The 18148-nt window shown below is 67.0% G+C and carries 16 protein-coding genes; 4 read left to right on the forward strand and 12 right to left on the reverse strand.

Translation table 11 applies throughout. The features are described from left to right. Positions 1–47: 47 nt before the first annotated feature. The 5 genes from ABDW31_RS00060 to ABDW31_RS00080 all read right to left on the reverse strand — a co-directional run bounded on the left by ABDW31_RS00060 (position 48) and on the right by ABDW31_RS00080 (position 7475). Positions 48–1301, reverse strand: a complete 1254-nt coding sequence (locus ABDW31_RS00060; RefSeq protein WP_343698211.1) for a sodium:proton exchanger — start codon at positions 1299–1301, stop codon at positions 48–50. 57 nt (positions 1302–1358) lie between these two features. Next, positions 1359–1670, reverse strand: coding sequence for a DUF190 domain-containing protein (locus ABDW31_RS00065; protein ID WP_338064190.1), 312 nt, complete (start codon positions 1668–1670; stop codon positions 1359–1361). 100 nt (positions 1671–1770) lie between these two features. After that, positions 1771–5013 (reverse strand): CusA/CzcA family heavy metal efflux RND transporter, encoded by a 3243-nt coding sequence (locus tag ABDW31_RS00070; RefSeq protein ID WP_343698212.1) that lies wholly within the window; start codon positions 5011–5013, stop codon positions 1771–1773. Between the two features lie 12 nt (positions 5014–5025). Next, a complete protein-coding gene (locus tag ABDW31_RS00075; RefSeq protein ID WP_184717233.1) occupies positions 5026–6225 on the reverse strand; it encodes an efflux RND transporter periplasmic adaptor subunit in 1200 nt (399 codons plus the stop codon). Next, positions 6222–7475 carry a TolC family protein gene (locus ABDW31_RS00080; RefSeq protein ID WP_184717231.1) on the reverse strand — a complete coding sequence of 418 codons (1254 nt, stop codon included), beginning with the start codon at positions 7473–7475 and terminating at the stop codon, positions 6222–6224. The genes ABDW31_RS00075 and ABDW31_RS00080 overlap by 4 nt, the downstream gene beginning before the upstream one ends. A 692-nt stretch (positions 7476–8167) precedes the next feature. Here ABDW31_RS00080 and ABDW31_RS00085 point away from each other — a divergent pair. From ABDW31_RS00085 to ABDW31_RS00100, 4 genes are all read left to right on the forward strand, one after another. After that, positions 8168–8575 carry a helix-turn-helix domain-containing protein gene (locus tag ABDW31_RS00085; protein WP_184717229.1) on the forward strand — a complete coding sequence of 136 codons (408 nt, stop codon included), beginning with the start codon at positions 8168–8170 and terminating at the stop codon, positions 8573–8575. Between the two features lie 57 nt (positions 8576–8632). Then, complete coding sequence (locus ABDW31_RS00090) at positions 8633–8923, forward strand: JAB domain-containing protein (RefSeq protein ID WP_343698213.1); 291 nt, start codon at positions 8633–8635, stop codon at positions 8921–8923. 119 nt (positions 8924–9042) lie between these two features. Beyond that, positions 9043–10200, forward strand: coding sequence for an OpgC domain-containing protein (gene opgC, locus ABDW31_RS00095; RefSeq protein WP_343698214.1), 1158 nt, complete (start codon positions 9043–9045; stop codon positions 10198–10200). 54 nt (positions 10201–10254) lie between these two features. After that, positions 10255–11499, forward strand: a complete 1245-nt coding sequence (locus ABDW31_RS00100) for a dipeptidase (protein WP_184717225.1) — start codon at positions 10255–10257, stop codon at positions 11497–11499. Between the two features lie 86 nt (positions 11500–11585). Here ABDW31_RS00100 and msrQ read toward each other — a convergent pair whose 3' ends face one another. The 7 genes from msrQ to ABDW31_RS00135 form a co-directional block, all read right to left on the reverse strand. Then, positions 11586–12221: a protein-methionine-sulfoxide reductase heme-binding subunit MsrQ gene (gene msrQ / locus ABDW31_RS00105; protein ID WP_184717223.1), complete on the reverse strand. Its 636-nt coding sequence runs from the start codon at positions 12219–12221 to the stop codon at positions 11586–11588. After that, positions 12221–13138 carry a protein-methionine-sulfoxide reductase catalytic subunit MsrP gene (gene msrP / locus ABDW31_RS00110; protein WP_184717221.1) on the reverse strand — a complete coding sequence of 306 codons (918 nt, stop codon included), beginning with the start codon at positions 13136–13138 and terminating at the stop codon, positions 12221–12223. Before msrP ends, msrQ begins: the two co-directional genes overlap by 1 nt. Positions 13139–13141: 3 nt before the next feature. Continuing rightward, a complete protein-coding gene (locus ABDW31_RS00115) occupies positions 13142–13738 on the reverse strand; it encodes a periplasmic heavy metal sensor (protein ID WP_184717219.1) in 597 nt (198 codons plus the stop codon). Next, the gene (locus tag ABDW31_RS00120; protein ID WP_184717217.1) at positions 13735–14169 is read right to left on the reverse strand and encodes a hypothetical protein; all 435 of its coding nucleotides are present in this window, start codon (positions 14167–14169) and stop codon (positions 13735–13737) included. Before ABDW31_RS00120 ends, ABDW31_RS00115 begins: the two co-directional genes overlap by 4 nt. A 4-nt stretch (positions 14170–14173) precedes the next feature. Continuing rightward, positions 14174–14731: an RNA polymerase sigma factor gene (locus tag ABDW31_RS00125; protein ID WP_184717215.1), complete on the reverse strand. Its 558-nt coding sequence runs from the start codon at positions 14729–14731 to the stop codon at positions 14174–14176. Positions 14732–14758: 27 nt separating this feature from the next. Continuing rightward, entirely contained in the window at positions 14759–15169 is a 411-nt protein-coding gene (locus ABDW31_RS00130; RefSeq protein WP_184717213.1) for an EF-hand domain-containing protein, read from the reverse strand. A 73-nt stretch (positions 15170–15242) separates the two neighbouring features. Next, entirely contained in the window at positions 15243–18137 is a 2895-nt protein-coding gene (locus tag ABDW31_RS00135; protein WP_184717211.1) for a bifunctional [glutamine synthetase] adenylyltransferase/[glutamine synthetase]-adenylyl-L-tyrosine phosphorylase, read from the reverse strand. Between the last annotated feature and the right edge of the window lie 11 nt (positions 18138–18148).

The following is an 18148-nucleotide window of genomic DNA, read 5'->3' on the forward strand; positions in this document are numbered from 1 at the left end:
AGACCTTACTTGCTCAAGTCACTAGAGGATCAAGTCGTTGCAGGCCGTTATTCGCCCTCCAGGTCATGCGGTTCGGGCGCGGTCGCCATGCGGCGATGGGATCTTAAGAGCCCATCACGCAGGACAGCTACGACACGGCGCCCGTTGAGGGGGACGAGGATCGCCGCTAGGCCCAGATAGGTCCAAGCCAGGATTGTTAGGCTATTGACCGTCGCCACCTCGTCCTCTCGGAAATGAAAGGCCAGTCCGACCTGCACGGCGAAGAGCGCGAACAATAGACCCGCCGACTGAACCGAAATTCGCAGGCGAACCAACAGCATGATGGCGAACAGCGACTGGGCGGCCGTCAGCAAGAATTCTTCCTTCTGCCGCGCGTCAAGGGGCAGGCCGATCAGCCCCCCCGCCCCAAGGCTCATTGCGAGCGGCAGCATGCCGACCAGCAGGGTCCATTGGTTGATCTTGTCGCTGATCATGGCCGTCAGTCCGCTTACCGCACGCCCGGCCAAGACGAAGAGGACCGCGATCGTCACGGCGGGCGCTTCGCTGGCCAATGGCGCGAGCCATTGGATGAGGAGGAACTCGTCGACGCCAAGGATCCTTCCTGACCCCACCATGGCTTCGGCAAACGGCTCGGCGGAGGTCGCGATCACCACGAATGCGATCAAGGTAAGCCCACCCATCCAGGCCCACTGTGCGGTGGGGCGGAGCGCGTTTAGCGCCGCCGCAGGGCCAGGCTCCTCGTCCTCATCGTCGTCGTCGGCCTTTGGCAACTGGCTGACGCGGTAGAGGTAGCCAGCGAAGATCAGGAACAGCACCGCGAAATCGAAGGGAGCAATGGCGCCGTTGAAAAGGATAACGAACGCATAGAGGCTGCCCAGCATAAGGAAGGCGATCTCGACGGCGTTGACGGGTGAGAGTTCGAGAGCCTTGTTGCGCGTCTTCAGCCAATGCAGCAGCACCATCAAAGGCCAGGCCAGTCCCACCAAAAGGCGGTTGGCGCCGGTCATATTGGCGGCGGCGTAGTGGACGTAGTTCGACTGCGGAGCCTGGCCAGCGCGGAAAGCATAGTACAGATCCACCGCGTACTCTGGAAGAACGGTGACCAAGGCGACCAAGGCGACGATGAGGCCTTGAGAAATGTGTTTCTCAGCGGCTTCCGCCCCCCAGGAAAGCATGAAGCCGGCGGCCAGGACCGCGACACCGAAAAAAAAGGCGTCCGCCACAGGGTCGGGTCGCCACCCTGTGATCCTGAGGACCATCGCCGGCGCCACCGCGAGCAAGGCCGCCAACACGAGCAGCATGAATCGGCGCATTCCTGACCCTCCCATAGCCGCGAGACGCGAGCATCGGCGACGTGGCTAGCTTGTCTGGTTCCCGTAGCGGACGACCTCAACCTTCTCGAACGTGATCAGACCGATGTCGTGGAATTCGCCGAGAGTGACAACAAACGCGCGAAGGGGCGCTTCATCGTCGACGATCTCGATGACCACCGGCATGTTGTCGTCGAGCCGAAACGGCCGATGCGCGTGCAGTCGCGAGGAGTGGCCATAGCCCAAGCTGCCGCGCAGGACCGTGGCTCCGGCCAACTGCGCTTCCCGAGCCCGCTTGACGATGACCGCCGCGAGCGCCTCGGCGCCATAGAGCGCGTCCTCGTCGGTATAGATCCTCAACAGGACCGCTGAACCAGGTGCAACCATCACGCCGCTCCTGACCAGGTGGAATAAGGACCACAGTTCATGTTCAACTCCTCTGTCTAGCTCGGCTCACCCTTTAGGCAGACGCCTCCGTGGCTTTGGAGGAAGAGGCCGACGTTTCCCGGCTGAAGCGGTCGCCGATCGTCAACAGAAGCTTGCTGATGGCCGGCAGGACGAGGAGGGTGACCGCAGTGGCGGTGATCAGGCCGCCGATGACCACCATGGCCAGAGGCTTCTGAACCTCGGCGCCTGTGCCATGCGCCAGCGCCATCGGGATGAACCCGATCGCCGGCACCAAGCCGGTCATGAGGACGGGACGCACCCGCTCCATGCCGCCTTCGTAGATGGCCTCGACAACGCTCGCCCCATCCTCAAGCCGCTGACGTATGCTGGTCATCACCACCAAACCGTTCAGGACCGCAACACCGGCCAGGACGATGAAGCCGACGGCCGCGGAGATCGAAAAGGTGATCCCCGTGAGGGCCAGGGCGAAGACACCGCCCGACAACCCCAGTGGAATGGCGGCGAAAACGGCCAAGGCTGGCCAGAAACCGCCGAGCGCCAAGAACAAGATGAGGAAGATCGCCAGGAAGCACAGCGGAACCACGATCGAAAGTCGCGCCGTCGCGGCCTTGAGATTTTCATACTGTCCGCCCCAGACCATCCACGAGCCCGGCGGAAGCGGAACGGCCGCCACCTTGTCGCGTGCTTCGGTCACGAAGGAACCGACATCGCGGCCGCGAACATTGGCCTGGATGACGACGCGCCGCTTTCCGTCCTCGCGGCTGATCTGATTGAGGCCGTCGGTGAAGCGGAACTCCACGAGTTGGCGCATCGGAACCGACTGGCGCGCTTGACCTTCGCCGCCGGACAACATGACCGGCATTGCTCCCAGGGCTTCGATGTCGTTCCGCTCGGCCATGGGTACGCGCACAACGATGTCGAAGCGGCGATCCCCTTCGAAGACATTGCCCGCCTCGCGGCCGCCGAGCGCGCTGGCCAGCGTATCGGCAACGTCTTCGACGGTCAGGCCATAGCCCGCGATCGCGGCCCGGTCGAACCGGACATCGAGCGTGGGCGCGCCGGAAGTCTGTTCCACCCGCACCCCTGACGCGCCCGGGATGGATCCAAGCGTGGCGCCGATTTTAGCCGCTGCGGCGCTCATCTTTTCCAGATCGTCGCCGTAAAGCTTAATGGCGACGTCGCCGCGCACCCCAGCGACCAGTTCGTTGAACCGCATCTGGATCGGCTGGGTGACCTCGTAGTTGTTCCCGAGCAACGGCTCGGCCTTACCGAGGATGCGCTCGACCGCTTCTGATTTCGAATGTACCCCCTTGGGCCAGTCCTTCTGCGGCTTCAGGATGACGAAGCCGTCGGACTGATTGGGCGGCATCGGATCGGCGGCCATCTCCGCCGTGCCGGTCTTGGAAAACATCATCTCCACCTCCGGCAGGGTCGTGACGGCGCGTTCGACGTGCAACTGCATGTCGCGAGACTGCTCCATCGCCGTGGAGGGAATCCGCAAGGAACCGAGAAGCACGTTCTTTTCGTCGAGGGTCGGAATGAATTCCTGGCCGATCGTCGTGAAGATCCCCGCCGCCACCACAAAGACCGCCAAGCCGCCGCCGATGAACGGCCAGGGCCGCAGAAGCGCGCGACGCAGGATAGGCTCATAGCGAACCTTCACCGCTTGAACCGCTTTGACCTCCTTTTCAGCCACCTTGCCGCGCATGAGGATGGCGACCATCGCGGGGACGAAGGTCAGCGACAGGATGAAGGCCGCCGCCAGCGCCAGCATGATGGTGACCGCCATCGGATAGAAGGTCTTCCCTTCGACCCCCGTGAACGTCAGCAAGGGCGCGAACACCAAGAAGATGATCGCCTGACCGTAGACGGTCGGCCGGATCATCTCTTGCGTGGCGTGGAGCACAGTCTCCAGCCTTTCTGGCAAACTGAGCAGGCGGCCCTGGTGCTCCTGTTTGTGGGCAAGCCTCAGAAGACAATTCTCGATGATGATCACCGCGCCGTCGACGATCAGGCCAAAGTCGAGCGCTCCCAGGCTCATCAGATTCCCGGGCACCTTCAGCCCGTTCATGCCGATGGCCATCATCAGGAAGGAAAAGGGGATGACCAGCACCGCAATCAGCGCCGCGCGGCCGTTGCCCAGCAACAGGAAGAGCGTTGCCGCAACGAGCAGCGCCCCTTCCGTCAGATTGCGCTCGACCGTGCCGATGGTGGCGTTCACCAGCGCGGACCGATCGAGAAGCGTGTGTACGACCACCCCGGGGGGAAGGGAGGCCTTAACCTGCTCCAGCTTCTCGCCTATGGCCTTGGCCACTGTGCGGCTGTTTTCGCCGATCAGCATGAGCGACGTGCCGACGACGACCTCCTGGCCGTTCTTACTGGCCGCGCCGGTCCGCAGTTCGCCGCCGATCCGCACCGCCGCCACATCCTTGACGTGAACGGGGACGCCGTCCCGGGTGGCGATCACGGCCTCTGCGATCTCGTCGAGCCGCCGCACCCGCGCATCGGCGCGCACTAAGTAGGCTTCGCCCGCGCGCTGGATGAAGTTAGCGCCGACAGACAAATTGGCGGCTTCGAGCGCTTTCCCAAGATCGGCGTAAGAGACGCCATAAGCGACCAGTTTCGCGGGGTCGGGTTCGACGAGGTACTGTTTCTCATAGCCGCCGATGGAATCCACGCCGGCCACGCCTTTGACCGTGCGCAACTGCGGCCGAATTATCCAATCCTGGACGGTTCGTAGGTAGGCCGCCTGGGAGACCGCGTCAGCGAGCCGCTCGCCTTCCGGCGTGAGATAGGCGCCATCGGTTTGCCATCCGGGTGCGCCATCGCGTATCCGGGCGTTCGGGCCGGGACGGGCGAATTCGACCGAGTACATGAAGATCTCGCCCAGCCCGGTAGAGACCGGCCCGACCTGTGGCTGCACCCCTGCCGGGAGCGAGGCGCCGGCCTGAGCCAGCCGCTCGGCGACTTGCTGGCGGGCGAAATAGAGGTCGGTGCGGTCGGTGAACACCGCCGTCACCTGCGAGAACCCATTACGCGAAAGGGACCGGGTCGTCTCGAGGCCTGGGATGCCGGCGAGCGCGGTTTCGATCGGGAATGTGACCCGTTTCTCGATCTCGACGGGCGAGAGCGAAGACTCGACCGTGTTGATCTGGACCTGCTTGTTCGTAACGTCCGGAACAGCGTCGACGGGAAGCTTCGTGAGTTGCCACAAGCCGAGAGCGGCGATGATCAGGGTAAGGGCGACGACATACCAGCGTCCCCTTACCGCGAGGGAAATGAGGCGAGCGATCATGCTTCTGTTCCTCTAATCTTCTTCCGCCTCGCCCTTGGCGAGTTCGGCTTTCAGGAGGAAGGCGTTTTTGACCACGATGCTTTCGCCAGCTCGGAGGCCCGAGGCGACCTCGACGCGCCCGGCGGCGCGAGCACCAACGAGGACCGGTCGGGCCACGAAACCTTTTTGAGTTCGGACAAACACCACGTCCTGTCCTTCCCAAGTCTGGACAGCCTCCTCGGGCACCACGATGCCTTGGGTGAGCGACTGACGCGCGGTGATCCGCGCTCGCACCGCCTGACCTGGCTGGAGTAATCCTTGCCCTCCGGTCAGGGTGAGCACGACGGTGGCGGCCCGGGTGGTCTCGTCGACGCCGGGCGTGACGGAGCGCACGATCGCGCTGGCGGTGGCTCCGTCATTCAACTCAAGCACGGCAGAGTCGCCTGGACGAATGCGGCGAGCGTCAGCAGCGGTCACGGCGGCTTCAACCTGCAGCCGGCTCGCATCCGCCACCCGGAAGAGTTCGGTCTCCGGCTGTACGAATGCGCCGACGCTTGCTGGCGCTGAGGTGATGCGACCCGTGATCGGACTTGTCACCATGACGTATCGGCCATCCCGAGACACATCGGCCGCGCGCACAGCAGCAGCGGCGCTCAGCGCCTCGGCTCGGGCTGAAGCGTCCTCCGCTTGCGCGGCTTCGAGGTCCTGGCGGGCGCTGACACGCTGTTCATAGAGATGGCGCTCTCTCGCGAGCGCCTTGGCCGCCAAGTCGGCTTTGGCGGCGGCCACACTGCGTGCGGCGGCGATCTGAGCAGCCTCGCGACTTTCCACCAACGCCAATACTTCGCCGGCGCGCACCGGTTCGCCCAAACGCTTGTTGATCCGACTGACCGAACCGGCTGCGCGAGCGGTAAGCACGGCCTGGGCCCCCGGTGCGGCTTCCACGGTCGCCTGCGCCACAATCTCGGCGGCTAGGCCGGTGGCGGACACCGTCTGGACTGAAAGCCCGCTCGCGGCGATGCGGTCCGCCTCCATTTCGACCGCGTCGGGCGCGCCGACCGGCTTCTTCTCTTCACCGGCTTCGGCAGCGACTTTCGCCGGCGGGTTGCTCGTGAGCTTTGCGAGGCCGAAGCCGCCAGCGGCGGCCAGGATCGCGGCCATGGCGATCCCGCCGTAAAGGGCGTTTCGGCTGACCGAGCCCGCCGCGGAGACCTGCTTGTGGTCGTGCTTCATGGTTGATCTCCAAAGGGGGGGGCGCCAGCTAGGCGGGCGAGCGCGGCCTGCGCGCTCAGCCGCTCGGTAGCGGCGTCGATCATCTGGGTGCGGGCATCGGTCAGCGCGCGACGGGCGTTTAGCAGTTCTACCAAGGCCAGTTTGCCGCCTTCATAGCCGATGCGCGTGAGGCGGTAGGCTTCCTCGGCGGTTTGCTCGCCTTCCCGAGCCGCAGCCAGGCGCGTTTCTGCGGCGCTCACGCGAGCAACGCCCGATCGCGCCGCAGCTTCGGCATCGAGCCGAGCCGAATTGAGGCGGGCCTCTGCGGCATTCAGCTCCGCTCGCGCCGCGCTGATGTTACCGCCATTGCGGCTGAAGATTGGAAACGGCATCGCGACGCCGGCCACCATGGCGGTGGAATTGTCTTCCTGCATTTTGCGGACCCCGAACGAGACGGTCACGTCTGGCACGGCCTGGCTCCGCTCCACCCGTACGCGCCGCGCCGCCGCATCGCGCTCGGCTTCTGCTGCCAGATAGGCAGGGCTCGAAAGGGGGTTCGGATCTGGAATTCGGAGGGTCTTGGTGGCTTCGTCGAGCAAGCTGACCGGGATCGAGGTGTAGGACACCGGCGCGCCCACCATGGCGGTGAGATTGGCGAAAGCCGTAGCGCGCGCGGCCCTGGCCTGGTCAACGGCAGCGCGCGCTGCCTGCACCGCCGCTTGGGCTTGCACCCGCCGCAGATCCGCCTCACGCCCGGATTGGACTAGGACGGTTGCTATACGTGCGTCTTCCTGCGCGAGCTCAAGGCCTTCGCTTGCCAATTGCAGCCGGCGATCGGCGCCGTCTGCCTCTGCGTAGGCGGCGGCGAGATCGAACGCATATTCCGATTGGGCACTCGCCGCGCGCCGACGCGCGGCTTCGACGTCGGCGCGTCCGGCAGCGATACGCGCCGATCGTTTGCCGCCGAGTTCGATCGTTTGCTCGATCGAAGCCGTAGTCTCGGCCATGTTCACCCCATTGCTGGTGGCGAAGTTCTCGACTTCGACGCCCAGTGTCGGGTTGGGCATAGCGCCAGCTTGGCGTGCAAGCCCTTCGGCGCGCGCGATTTCGGCCCGCGCTTCGGCTAAACGGGGGGCCGTCGCCTGGGCCTGACGCAGCAGCTCCCTGAACGGCGGCGCGGGGTCAGCGAGCGCGGCGCCGGCTAGCAGTGACTGCAACGAAAGGCCAAGCAGCAGCTTAAGGCGCAGCTTTTGAGGAACAGATAGGGACATAGACCTTCTCACGATTTGACGAGGCGGCGCGCCACAGGCGCGTAGCGGCTCAAGCGCGAGGCGGTCGATTCAATTCAAATTCGGGATTCGACACAGGCAACGCCGTGTTCGCCAACGCGTGGCGTTCGGTCGGTCGGTCGCTGGCGGGCGCATGATCTGCCGCCATAGGCGGAGGAAAGGCCACACTATGTTGGCAATGGCCGTAAAGGCAAAACCCGACCAGAGCCGGAGAGGGTCTACCCCGCTCTCCGTTGGTCGCCATCGCGACTTGCTGAAAGGTGGCCGCTGACGAGATGGTCGGCGCAGGTTTGCTTTCGGGGCAGAAGGCAGCATCGAGACTTGGAGCAAGAGCGAACAAGGCGACAGCGCAAGCGATCGCCAGCTGCGCAATGCCCTTTCCCCAAGCCCTCAGCCTGTCCATGGCCACCCCAGATACTCCAACGCCACGAAACCGGCGCACGCAGTTGGACGCGCTTTCAAAAGACACCGCGCCTTGACTCGTTGGCATCTTGCTTCCTCTAGTGGCTAGAGGATCAAGCGTTTTCTTTACTCGGCCGAGCCCAGCGGAAGTTGGCTATGGATATGCGGCGCCAATGCCCGGAACCATGGTTCAATGCGGCGGCGTCGCCCGAAATGATCTCTTTCGTTGCTGTGGATCGAGGGGCTATTCGTGGAGGCAAGGAGCGCCCTGCATGAACCTCTCCATCGGCTTGTTGGCCAAGGCCGCTGACGTCAAGGTCCCGACCATCCGCTTCTACGAGGAGATTGGCCTGCTCCCCGAGCCCAGGCGCGCGGCCAACGATCGTCGGGTTTATGACGCCGACGCCGTCCGACGCCTGGCTTTCATCCGTCACGCGCGCCAGCTTGGCTTCTCGGTCGAGGCGATCCGCAACCTGCTGGATCTCTCCGACAATCCTGAGCGCCCTTGTGGCGAGGCCAATGCTCTGGCCTCCCGGCAACTTCACGACGTCGAGACGAAGATCGCCCAGTTGGAAACGCTGCGCAGCGAGCTGCGGCGGATGGTGACTGCGACCTGCGATGGTCGGGCTGCCGATTGCCGTGTGATCGAGGCTCTGGCTGGTCCCAGTGCGGACGCCTAGCGGAGCGGATCACCTCGCCATAGTTGCCGGAGGATGACTGACGATGGAAATGCAAATATGATCGTGAACGCATCAAGGTCGACGGTAGATCACCATCAAAACGTCCCCAATTGCCGCCCCCACCGGCAACGGACTCAAGAAGATTATTCTATAAAAATCATACTGTTAAGCCAAATTGCAGGGCTCCTCCACAACCACCCGTCCGGCGACCCAACCCCGTCGCGGCCCGACATCGACATGACCAAGCAGATCGTCGAAGCCGGAAAAGCCCTGAAGATCGCCGTCCACGACCACCTGGTGGTCGGCCGCGAAGGCGTGGCCAGCTTCAAGGCCCTGGGGCTGATGTAGACGCAGCGGGGCGAGCCACAGAACAACCTCAACCTCCAGGCGACAAATTGTCGCGGACTTTACCCGCGATTCATCCTGCAGATGCGAAATGCGCACCACAACCTTCAGTGGAGGCGATTTTGCACACTCGATTGCCGCTCATCGACGTCGTGCGCGGCTATTGCCTGGTCAATATCTTCGTCAACCACATCGCCAGCGGTCAGGTCCGCAACTTCTCGCCGTCGAACATGGGCTTCTCCGACAGCGCCGACCTCTTCGTCTTCCTGGCCGGCATGTCGACCTTCCTGGCCTATGGCCGGATGGATGATCGCAGCGCCCTGCGCACCTTGCTGGTCCGGACCGTCAAGCTCTACGGCTGGACGCTCCTGCTGGCCCTGGGCACCCTGGCGGTGCTGACCGGGCTGGCCGCCGCGGTCGGCGTCGAAACGCTGAAGGCCGCGGCCCTCCTGCGCGAACTGACGGCGGCGCCCTGGCCAGACGCGGCCTGGCATCTTCTGACCCTTCAGCAATCGACCGGCTATTCCATGGTGCTGCGGCTGTATGTCGGGCTGATGCTGCTGGCGCCCCTGTTCCTAGCGCTGGCGGCGCGCCGCTGGTGGTGGGCGCTGGCCGCGGCCGCGCCGATCTGGCTGGCGGCCGGCCAGCTGCGGCTGGTGGAGCACGACAGCCTGACGGGAACGGTTCTGATGCTGAACGCCCTGCCCTGGAGCCTGGTCTTCGCCTGTGGCGTCGCCCTGGCCGCCGGCATGACCCAGGGCATAAGGCTGCCGCGTTCGCGGGCGCTGGGCGGCCTGGCCCTGGCTGTGCTGCTGGGCGGCTTCGCCGTGCTCCAGATCGCGCCCCACTGGCCGCCGGCCGAAGCCTGGTTCGCCGATCGCCAGAGCGACTTCTGGCTCGGGGTCAGCAAGATCCTGATGTCGCCGCTGCGGATCCTGCACCTGCTGGCGCTGGTCTATCTCGTGACCGCCTTCGCCGACGCCCCGCTGATCCGCCTGCTGCACCAGGCGGGTCCGACGTCGCCGCTGGCCGTGCTGGGCCGCCGATCGCTGCCGGTCTTTGTCACCGGCGCGGTGCTGGCCGTGACCGCCGACGAGATCCTGGCCCTGGCCAGGCAGACCCTGAGCCTGGCGGCGCCGGCCGCGCTCGCCATCGAACTGTCCCTCATCGCAGTGGGCGTCGCCATCCAGTGGTTCGTCGCCACGCACCCGCAGGCCCGATCGCGCGCAGCCTGGCCCGCCACGCCGCAGAACAGCCTGACGAACGCCCCGGCGACTTGACGGACAGCCGGCGATCTCCGAGCGTCGCCGCTTCAAGTCTTCTGGGGAGTCTCCATGCGTCGCCTGCTTACCGTCCTGCTCGGCTCGGCCGCCCTGCTCGGGTCCGTCTCCGTGGCCCACGCCGCCGACAAGAAGGCGCCCGCCAAGCCGCCGGTTGTCTCCAAGCCGATCAAGGCGCTGCACGACAGCTTCCTGATCCTGGACACCCACCTGGACACCCCGACCCACTTCGGCCGTCCGGGCTGGGAGATCACCGACCACCACGAGGTCGAGCACGACTTCAGCCAGGTTGACCTGCCGCGCATGAACGAAGGCGGCCTGGATGGCGGCTTCTTCGTCATCTACACCGGCCAGGGCGACCTGACGTCCAAGGGCTATGAGTACGCGCGCGACTACGCCCTGCACCGCGCCGTCGAGATCCGCGAGATGCTGGCCGCCAACCCCGGCCAGTTCGAGATCGCGCTGACCGCCGACGACGCCCGCCGCATCAACAAGGCCGGCAAGAAATTCGCCTTCATCAGCATGGAAAACAGCTGGCCGCTGGGCGAGGACCTGACTCTGCTGGAGACCTTCTACAAGGAAGGCCTGCGGATGGCCGGGCCGGTCCACTTCCGCAACAACCAGCTGGCCGACAGCTCGACCGACCCGAAGGGCAAGCTGTGGAACGGCTATTCGCCGCTGGGCGTGCGCTGGGTCGCTGAAGCCAACCGTCTGGGCATCGTCATCGACGTCAGCCACGCGTCGGACGACATCGTCGACCAATCGCTGGCCCTGTCGAAGGCTCCGATCATCGCCTCGCACTCGGGTCCCAAGGCGATCTACAACCACCCCCGCAATCTCGACGACGCGCGCATCAAGAAGATCGCCGATGCCGGCGGCGCGATCTGCATCAACTCGATCTACCTGACCGACAACACCCCCAGCCCCGAGCGCAAGGCGGCGATGGAGAAGCTGGGCCCCAGCCCCGACCTGAAGACGGCGACGCCGGCCGCGGTCAAGGCCTATGCCGACAAGCGCGCGGCGGTCGACAAGGCCTATCCGGCCAAGCGCGGCGACTTCGACCTGTTCATGAAGAGCATGCTGCACGTGCTGAGCGTGGCCGGCCCCAAGGGCGTCTGCGTCGGCGCCGACTGGGACGGCGGCGGCGGCATGGACGGCTTCGAGGACATCACCGACCTGCCCAAGATCACCGCGGCGCTGAAGACGGCGGGGTATAGCGATAGCGATATCGAGGGGATCTGGAGCGGGAATGTGCTGCGGATCGTGGCGGCGGCGCAGGCGGCGGCGGAGAAGAAGTAGGGGCTGCTAGATCCTCCCCCGCGATGCGGGGGAGGTGGCCCAGAGGGCCGGAGGGGGCCAGCTGGACGATCGCCGCATTAGCCCCCTCAGTCGCTCTGCGACAGCTCCCCCGCCATGCGGGGGAGCATCTTCTTCCGCGCCTCCCAAACCCGCCACCCCATCAGCAGCAGGAACACCGCCCCATAGACCAGCGGCGGGCGGTGATCGGCCTTCACCAGCAGGTAGTAGTGGGCCACGCCCAGGGCGACGACGACATAGACCAGCCGATGCAGCCGCTGCCACGCCGCCCGGCCCATGCGGATCACCCAGCCGTTGGTCGAGGTCACCGCCAGCGGGATCAGCAGCAGGAAGCCGGCCATCCCAAGGGTGATGAAGGGCCGCTTGAGAATGTCCTTCCACAGCTGGCCCCAGTCGAAGAACAGATCCACGCCGATATAGCTGCACAGATGCAGGGCGATGTAGGCGAAGGCGAACAGGCCGATCGTCCGTCGAAAGCACACCAGCCGAGGCTTTTTCAGCAGCCGCGCCGCCGGCGTGATGGCCAGGCCCACCAGCAGCAGGCGCAAGCCCCAGACGCCCAGCTGGCGGATCAGGGTCTCGATCGGATTGGCCCCGAGGTCGCCGGAAAAGCCGCGCCACGCCAGCCACAGCAGCGGCGCGAAACAGGCCAGCCAGACGCCGGCATAGACCAGGTTGTCCTGGGTCTTCGAAGGCCGCGCCATCAGTAGAACCGCTTCAGGTCCATCCCACGATAGAGGTCTGCCACCCACTCGCCATAGCCGTTGAAGGCCAGGGTTTCGCGGCGGCGGAACTCGCCCAGGCGCCGCTCGGTGGCCTGCGACCAGCGCGGATGGTCCACGGCCGGATTGACGTTGGCGTAGAAGCCGTACTCACGCGGGGCCAGCTTGTTCCAGGCCGTGGCCGGCTGGCGGTCGGTCAGAGTGATGCGCACGATCGACTTGCCGCCCTTGAAGCCATATTTCCACGGCACGACCAGCCGCAGCGGCGCGCCGTTCTGGTTGGGCAGCACGTCGCCATAGAGGCCCACGGCCATCAGGGTCAGCGGGTGCATGGCCTCGTCGATGCGCAGGCCTTCGACATAGGGCCAGTCCAGCGTGTTCCAGCCCTGGCCCGGCATTTCGGACGGTCGCTGCACGGTCTCGAACGCCACGTACTTGGCCTTGGAGGTCGGCTTGACCGAGGCCAGCAGGTCCTTCAGCGGGAAGCCGACCCACGGGATGACCATCGACCAGCCCTCGACACAGCGCATGCGGTAGATGCGCTCCTCGAGCTTGCTTCCGGAGATCAGATCCTCGATGCCGACCGTGCGCGGAGCCTCGCAGGCACCCTCGATCCGCACCGTCCACGGACGCGGCTTGAAGCGCCCGGACTTCTCGGCCGGATCGCCCTTGTCGACGCCGAACTCATAGAAGTTGTTGTAGCTGGTGACGTCCTTGCGCGGCGTCGGCTTCTCGGTGGTCGAAAAGCCCTTGGTGTAGTTCAGCGCCGCGTTCGCCCGTCCAGCGAAACCCGCCAGGCCCACGCCCGCCAGCCCCGCCATCAAGGTTCGTCGCTGCAGGTAGAGACCCTGGTCGGTGACGTCGTTGTCGGTCAGGTCGGGCGCGTGACGGATCAGCATGGCTCAGTTCTCCGCCTGCTGTTCGGCAAGATTGCGGCGGGGCGCATAGACCTTGGCCAGGCCCTGGGCCAGCACCGTCCGCTCGTCCGGTGACAGGGTGGCGGCATAGGCGGCCAGGGCGCTCTCGACATTGGCCCGCGCCTGGCTGTCCAGCGATCGGGCGCTGGCCAGGCGGCGGCTGACCTCGGCCGGATCGAAGCCCGGCGCGCGCATGGCCGCCAGCGCCGCTTGGCGCTCGGCCCGGGCCTGACGGGTGATCGGCTGGTTCTTCTGATTGGCCCCGCGCAGGGCTTGGCGCAGCGCCTTCCGGCTCTCGGGCGACAGCTGGTCGCCGGCTCGCCACAGCGGGGCGCGGGGCGCGCGTTCGGGCTGGGCTTGCGGCGGTTGGCGGATGACGACGGGGGGACGCTCGACCGGCGCCGAAGGCGCGGCGGCCGGCGGTGAAACATAGACCGTCGCCGGCTGGGCGGGCGGGGCCGGCGCGGCGACCGGCTTCTCGGCCAGACGAACATAGGCCATCCCGGCCACGCCGCCGATCAGGAACACATTGAGGGCCGCCGAGACGATCAGGCCGACCAGCAGCGGGCGCGACAGGCTCATAGGGCGGCAGGCTCCTCGAGGGCGTCCTGCAGGTCGGCGGTAAAGTCGACGGCGGTGACGGTGTCGGCCTGGGCGACGGCGGCCGGCGCGGGCTGGACCTGCCCACCGATCATCACCCCGACGCTGACCCCGGCGAAGGCGGCGGCCGACAAGCCCAGGGCCGCGCCCAGGCCCGCGATCCAGCGGCGAGCGGTATTGGCCGGCGACGGCGCGGCGGCGATCAAGCGGCCCAGCAGGGCGGCGTCGGGGCGCTGGGCGGGGGCCAGGTCCAGCAGGCGATCCAGGCCGGCCGCCTCCAATAGCACCGGCGACAGGCGCGCGGGTTCGGCGGCCAGCAGGGCGCGGGCGGCCTCGCGCTGATCCTCGGGCCAGCGGGCGATCTCGCCGCCATAGGCGGCGGCCAGGTTCTCGAAGCGTTCGAATGTCATCATCGTCTCAGTCCTCCCCCCGCAAGTCGGCCAGCGAAACCTTCAGGGCTCGCCGTCCCCGCCCCAGCAGCCCCTCCAGCGCCTCGACCGTCACCCCCATCAAGGCGGCGGCCTCGATATTGCCCAGGCCCTGGTGATGGCACAGCACGATCGCCTCGCGCTGCCGCTCCGGCAAAGCCGCCAGCGCCGCCTCGACCCGCTGACTCAGGTCGGCGGCCAGCAGGCCCGCGTCCGGCGGCGGACCGGGATCGACCTGCTCGGGCGGTTGGTCGGTCACAACCTCGCGCCGCCGTCGCAGCCGGTCGTAGCAGAGGTTCAGCGCCACCCGGTGCAGCCAGGTGTCGAACCGCGCCTGCCCCGGCTTCCAACCGCGCGCCTGTTTCCAGGCCCGCAGGAAGGTCTCCTGGGCCACGTCCTCGGCCTCGCCGGGATCGTTCAGCAGCCGCCGGGACAGGGCGAGAATGCGCGGCAGACGACGGTCCAGCAGGGTGCGAACGGCCGAGGCCTCGCCTCGTCCCACCCCCGCCAGCAAGGCTTCGTCGGGATCGTTCCCGTCGGTGGCCAATCGTCAATCCGCCGCGCACGCCGTCATTCAGATCCCGACCTTGGCCTTGCCCGACTTGGCCTGCAATTCCTCCAGCGTCAGGATGCCGTCATTGTTGGCGTCCATGCGCTTGTAGCGCCAGGCCAGCACGGCGTCGGCCTCGGTGCGCGACAGGAAGCCGTCCTTGTCGGCGTCGAAGCGCGCGAACATCCGCTCGCCCCGCTTGCCGGCCTTGGTCGCCGCGGCGTCCACCTTGGCGTTCTGCGCGCGATAGGCCTCGAACTCTTCGCGCGAGATCTTGCCGTCCTTGTTGGCGTCCAGGCGGGCGAACATCTTGTCGCCGTTCGAGGCCTGGAACTGCTGCAGGGTCATGCCCTGCGGTTTCTCCGAAGTCTGCGCCAGGGCCGGAGCAGCCATGGCCAGCAGCGCGCCGGTGGCGATCAAAGTACGTACGAACATCGGTCAAAGGTCTCCAGCGAGATCGTCCCTGTGACCTTGAACGCGTAGAGCCCCTGATTCCGTCGCGCCTTTCCTAAGCTTTCACGATCGCCGCATAGGCCGCGCGCGCCTCGGTCTTGGCCTTGGCCAGTTTGGGCTTCAGCGACTTGAACTGGGCGACGCCGCCGGCGCGGGCCAGCAGGGTCTTGAAGGCCTTGGGCTCGGCCTCGACGTCCAGGCCATCCTCCAGGGCCACCTTGATCAGCTGGGAAAGGTCCTGCTCCAGCCGCCAGGCCGCTTCCAGCCGCGCTAGCGCGCCGTCGTCGGCCAGGCCCGCCGCGCGGAAGGCGGCCAGGGCCTCGCCGGTGTTCTGGGCCAGGGGGCCGCCGTCGGCCGCATGGGCCAGCTGCAGGAACTGGGCAGCGAACTCGATATCGACCAGGCCGCCGGGGTCCAGCTTCAGGTCCCAGTCGCCCTTGCCGGGGCGCTCGTCTTCCATCAGCTGGCGCATCTCGACGACGTCCTTGGCCGTGACGGCGCGGTCGCGCGGACGGCGCAGGGCCGCCTCGATCGCCCCCTCGGCGCGGACCTTGAAGTGCGGCGAGCTGGCCCAGATCACCCGGGCGCGGGTCAGGGCCAGGAACTCCCAGGTCTCGGCCTCGCGCTCGTAGTACTCGCCGAACGCGCCGAAGCTGACCGCCACCGGCCCCTTGGCCCCGGACGGCCGCAGCTTCATGTCGACCTCGTAGAGGGTCCCCTCCGAGGTCGGCGCCGACAGGGCCGAGATCAGCCGTTGGGTGAAGCGGGCGTAGAACACCTCGGCGCTCCAGCTCTTGCCGTCCGACATCGCCGTCGGATCGTCGGCGACATATACGGTCATCAGATCAAGGTCTGACTTGGCGGTCATCTCGCGCGAGCCGGCCTTGCCCAGCGCGACCACCGCGACATGGCCCGGGAAGGCCCCGCCCAGGCGTTCGGTCTCGGAGAGGGCCGCCGGGGCCAGGCCGCCGACGATCAGGTCACCCAGCTCGGCAAAGGCCCGGCCGATGTCGCGGGCGTCGGCGCTGCCGCTCATCACCCGCACGCCGATGCGGAAGCTCTGGTCGCGGAAGAGCCGCCGCGCCGCGTCCATCGCGCCCTCGAAGTCCGTCGGATCCCACGGGGCGACGGTGGGCGTCTCGATGGGCCCGAAGAAGCTGGGGTCCAGCAGGGCGTCCAGGGCCGTGGGCCGCTTGGCCATGGTCTGGGCCAGGCGCGGCGCGAAGGCCATGACCTCGACGATCAGCTCGAACAGGCGCGGTTGGGCCAGGAACAGCGACTGGATCTGCACGCCCGAGCTGAGGGTCGCGAAGAAGTCGGCGAAGCGGTTGAAGGCCTGGTCCGGCGCGCCGGTGGCGTTGGCCGCGTCCAGCAGGCGCGGCGCCAGGCGGGTGAACAGCTCGCGGCCGCGCTCGGTGCGGGTGGCGGCGATGTGGCCGTGGTGCCAGCCGCGGATGGTGGCGGCCACGCGTTCGGGGCTGGAAAAGCCCATCCGCTTGAGGGTGGCCAGGGTCTCGGGATCGTCCTCGACGCCGGTGAACACCAGACTGCCGAAGCGCGAGGACAGCTCCTCCTCGCCAGCGAACAGGCGGCCATAGCGCTGGTTGACGCCCTTCAGGATCTTGCCGACGGCGGCGTCGAAGCTGCGCAGATTGTCCTGGCCCCACAGGGCGGCGACCTTCTTGCGGTCGTTGTCAGACTCCGGAAGCTTGTGGGTCTGGTCGTCGGCGATCATCTGGGCCCGGTGTTCCAGCGCCCGCAGATCCTTGTAGGCCTGCGTCAGCCAGGCGGCGTCCTCGTCGGTGACGTGGCCGGCGGCGGCCAGGGCCTTGAGGGCGTCCAGGGTGCGGGGGCTGCGCAGGTCGGGCTGGCGGCCGCCCAGGATCAGCTGCTGGGTCTGGACGAAGAACTCGATCTCGCGGATGCCGCCCCGGCCCAGCTTCAGGTCCGCACCCTTGGCGGTCAGGCGGTCGTCGACCTTGTAGGTGTGGATCTGCCGCTTGATCGAGTGGATGTCGGCGATGGCCGCGAAGTCCAGGTTCTTGCGCCAGATGAACGGCTGCAGCTCGGCCAGGAACGCCTGGCCTTGAGCGATGTCGCCAGCGGCGATGCGGGCCTTGATGTGGGCGGCGCGCTCCCAGTTCTGGCCGACGCTCTCGTAGTAGTCCATGGCCGCATCGACCGGCATGGCCGGCGGGGTCGAGGACGGGTCGGGGCGCAGGCGCAGGTCGATGCGGAAGACATAGCCGTCGCCGGTGCGCTCCTGCAGGATCCGGCCCAGGTGGTTGGCGATCCGCACGGCCACAGCCTGGGGCTCGTGGCCCTGCGCGACCGGCAGCTTTTCGGGCGCGTAGAAGATCGAGAAGTCGATGTCGCTGGAATAGTTTAGCTCGAACGCGCCGTGCTTGCCCATGGCGATGCAGAACAGGCCCGGCGCGGGACCGCCCTCGCCCCCCTCTTCGGAAGTTGGGCCGACATGGGTCAGCGCCCCGCGATCGACCTCCTGGCGCACGGCCTGGGCCAGGGCGGCCTGCAAGGTGGCGTCGGCGAAGCGGGTCAGGGCGCCGGTCACCTGGTCCAGGTCCCAGACGCCCGACAGGTCGCACAGGGCGGTGACCAGGTGCAGGTCGGCCTTCAGCTCGCGCAGAGTCCGGCGGGCGGTCTCGAAGTCCGGCTCGGCGGCGACGGCCTGGGCGGCGGCCAGGATGGCGGCCAGGGTCGCCTCGGGATCGCCTTCCAGCAAACGAGGCAGACGCTGGCCGTCGCGGCGCGCCAGGCCGGCCAGATAGGGCGAGGCGCCGAACACCGGGGCCAGGGCCGGCCAGGCCGCGTCGACGACCGCCATGGCCTCGTCGGTCGCGCGCTTGGCGATCATCTCGTGCGCCCGCTCGGCAGCCTTGGCGTCGAGGATGGGACCACAAGGGATGAGGCGATCGGCGAGACGAGTCATGCCGCGCACCG

Source organism: Caulobacter sp. (genome assembly GCF_039596335.1).
In the GTDB taxonomy this organism is placed as follows: domain Bacteria; phylum Pseudomonadota; class Alphaproteobacteria; order Caulobacterales; family Caulobacteraceae; genus Caulobacter.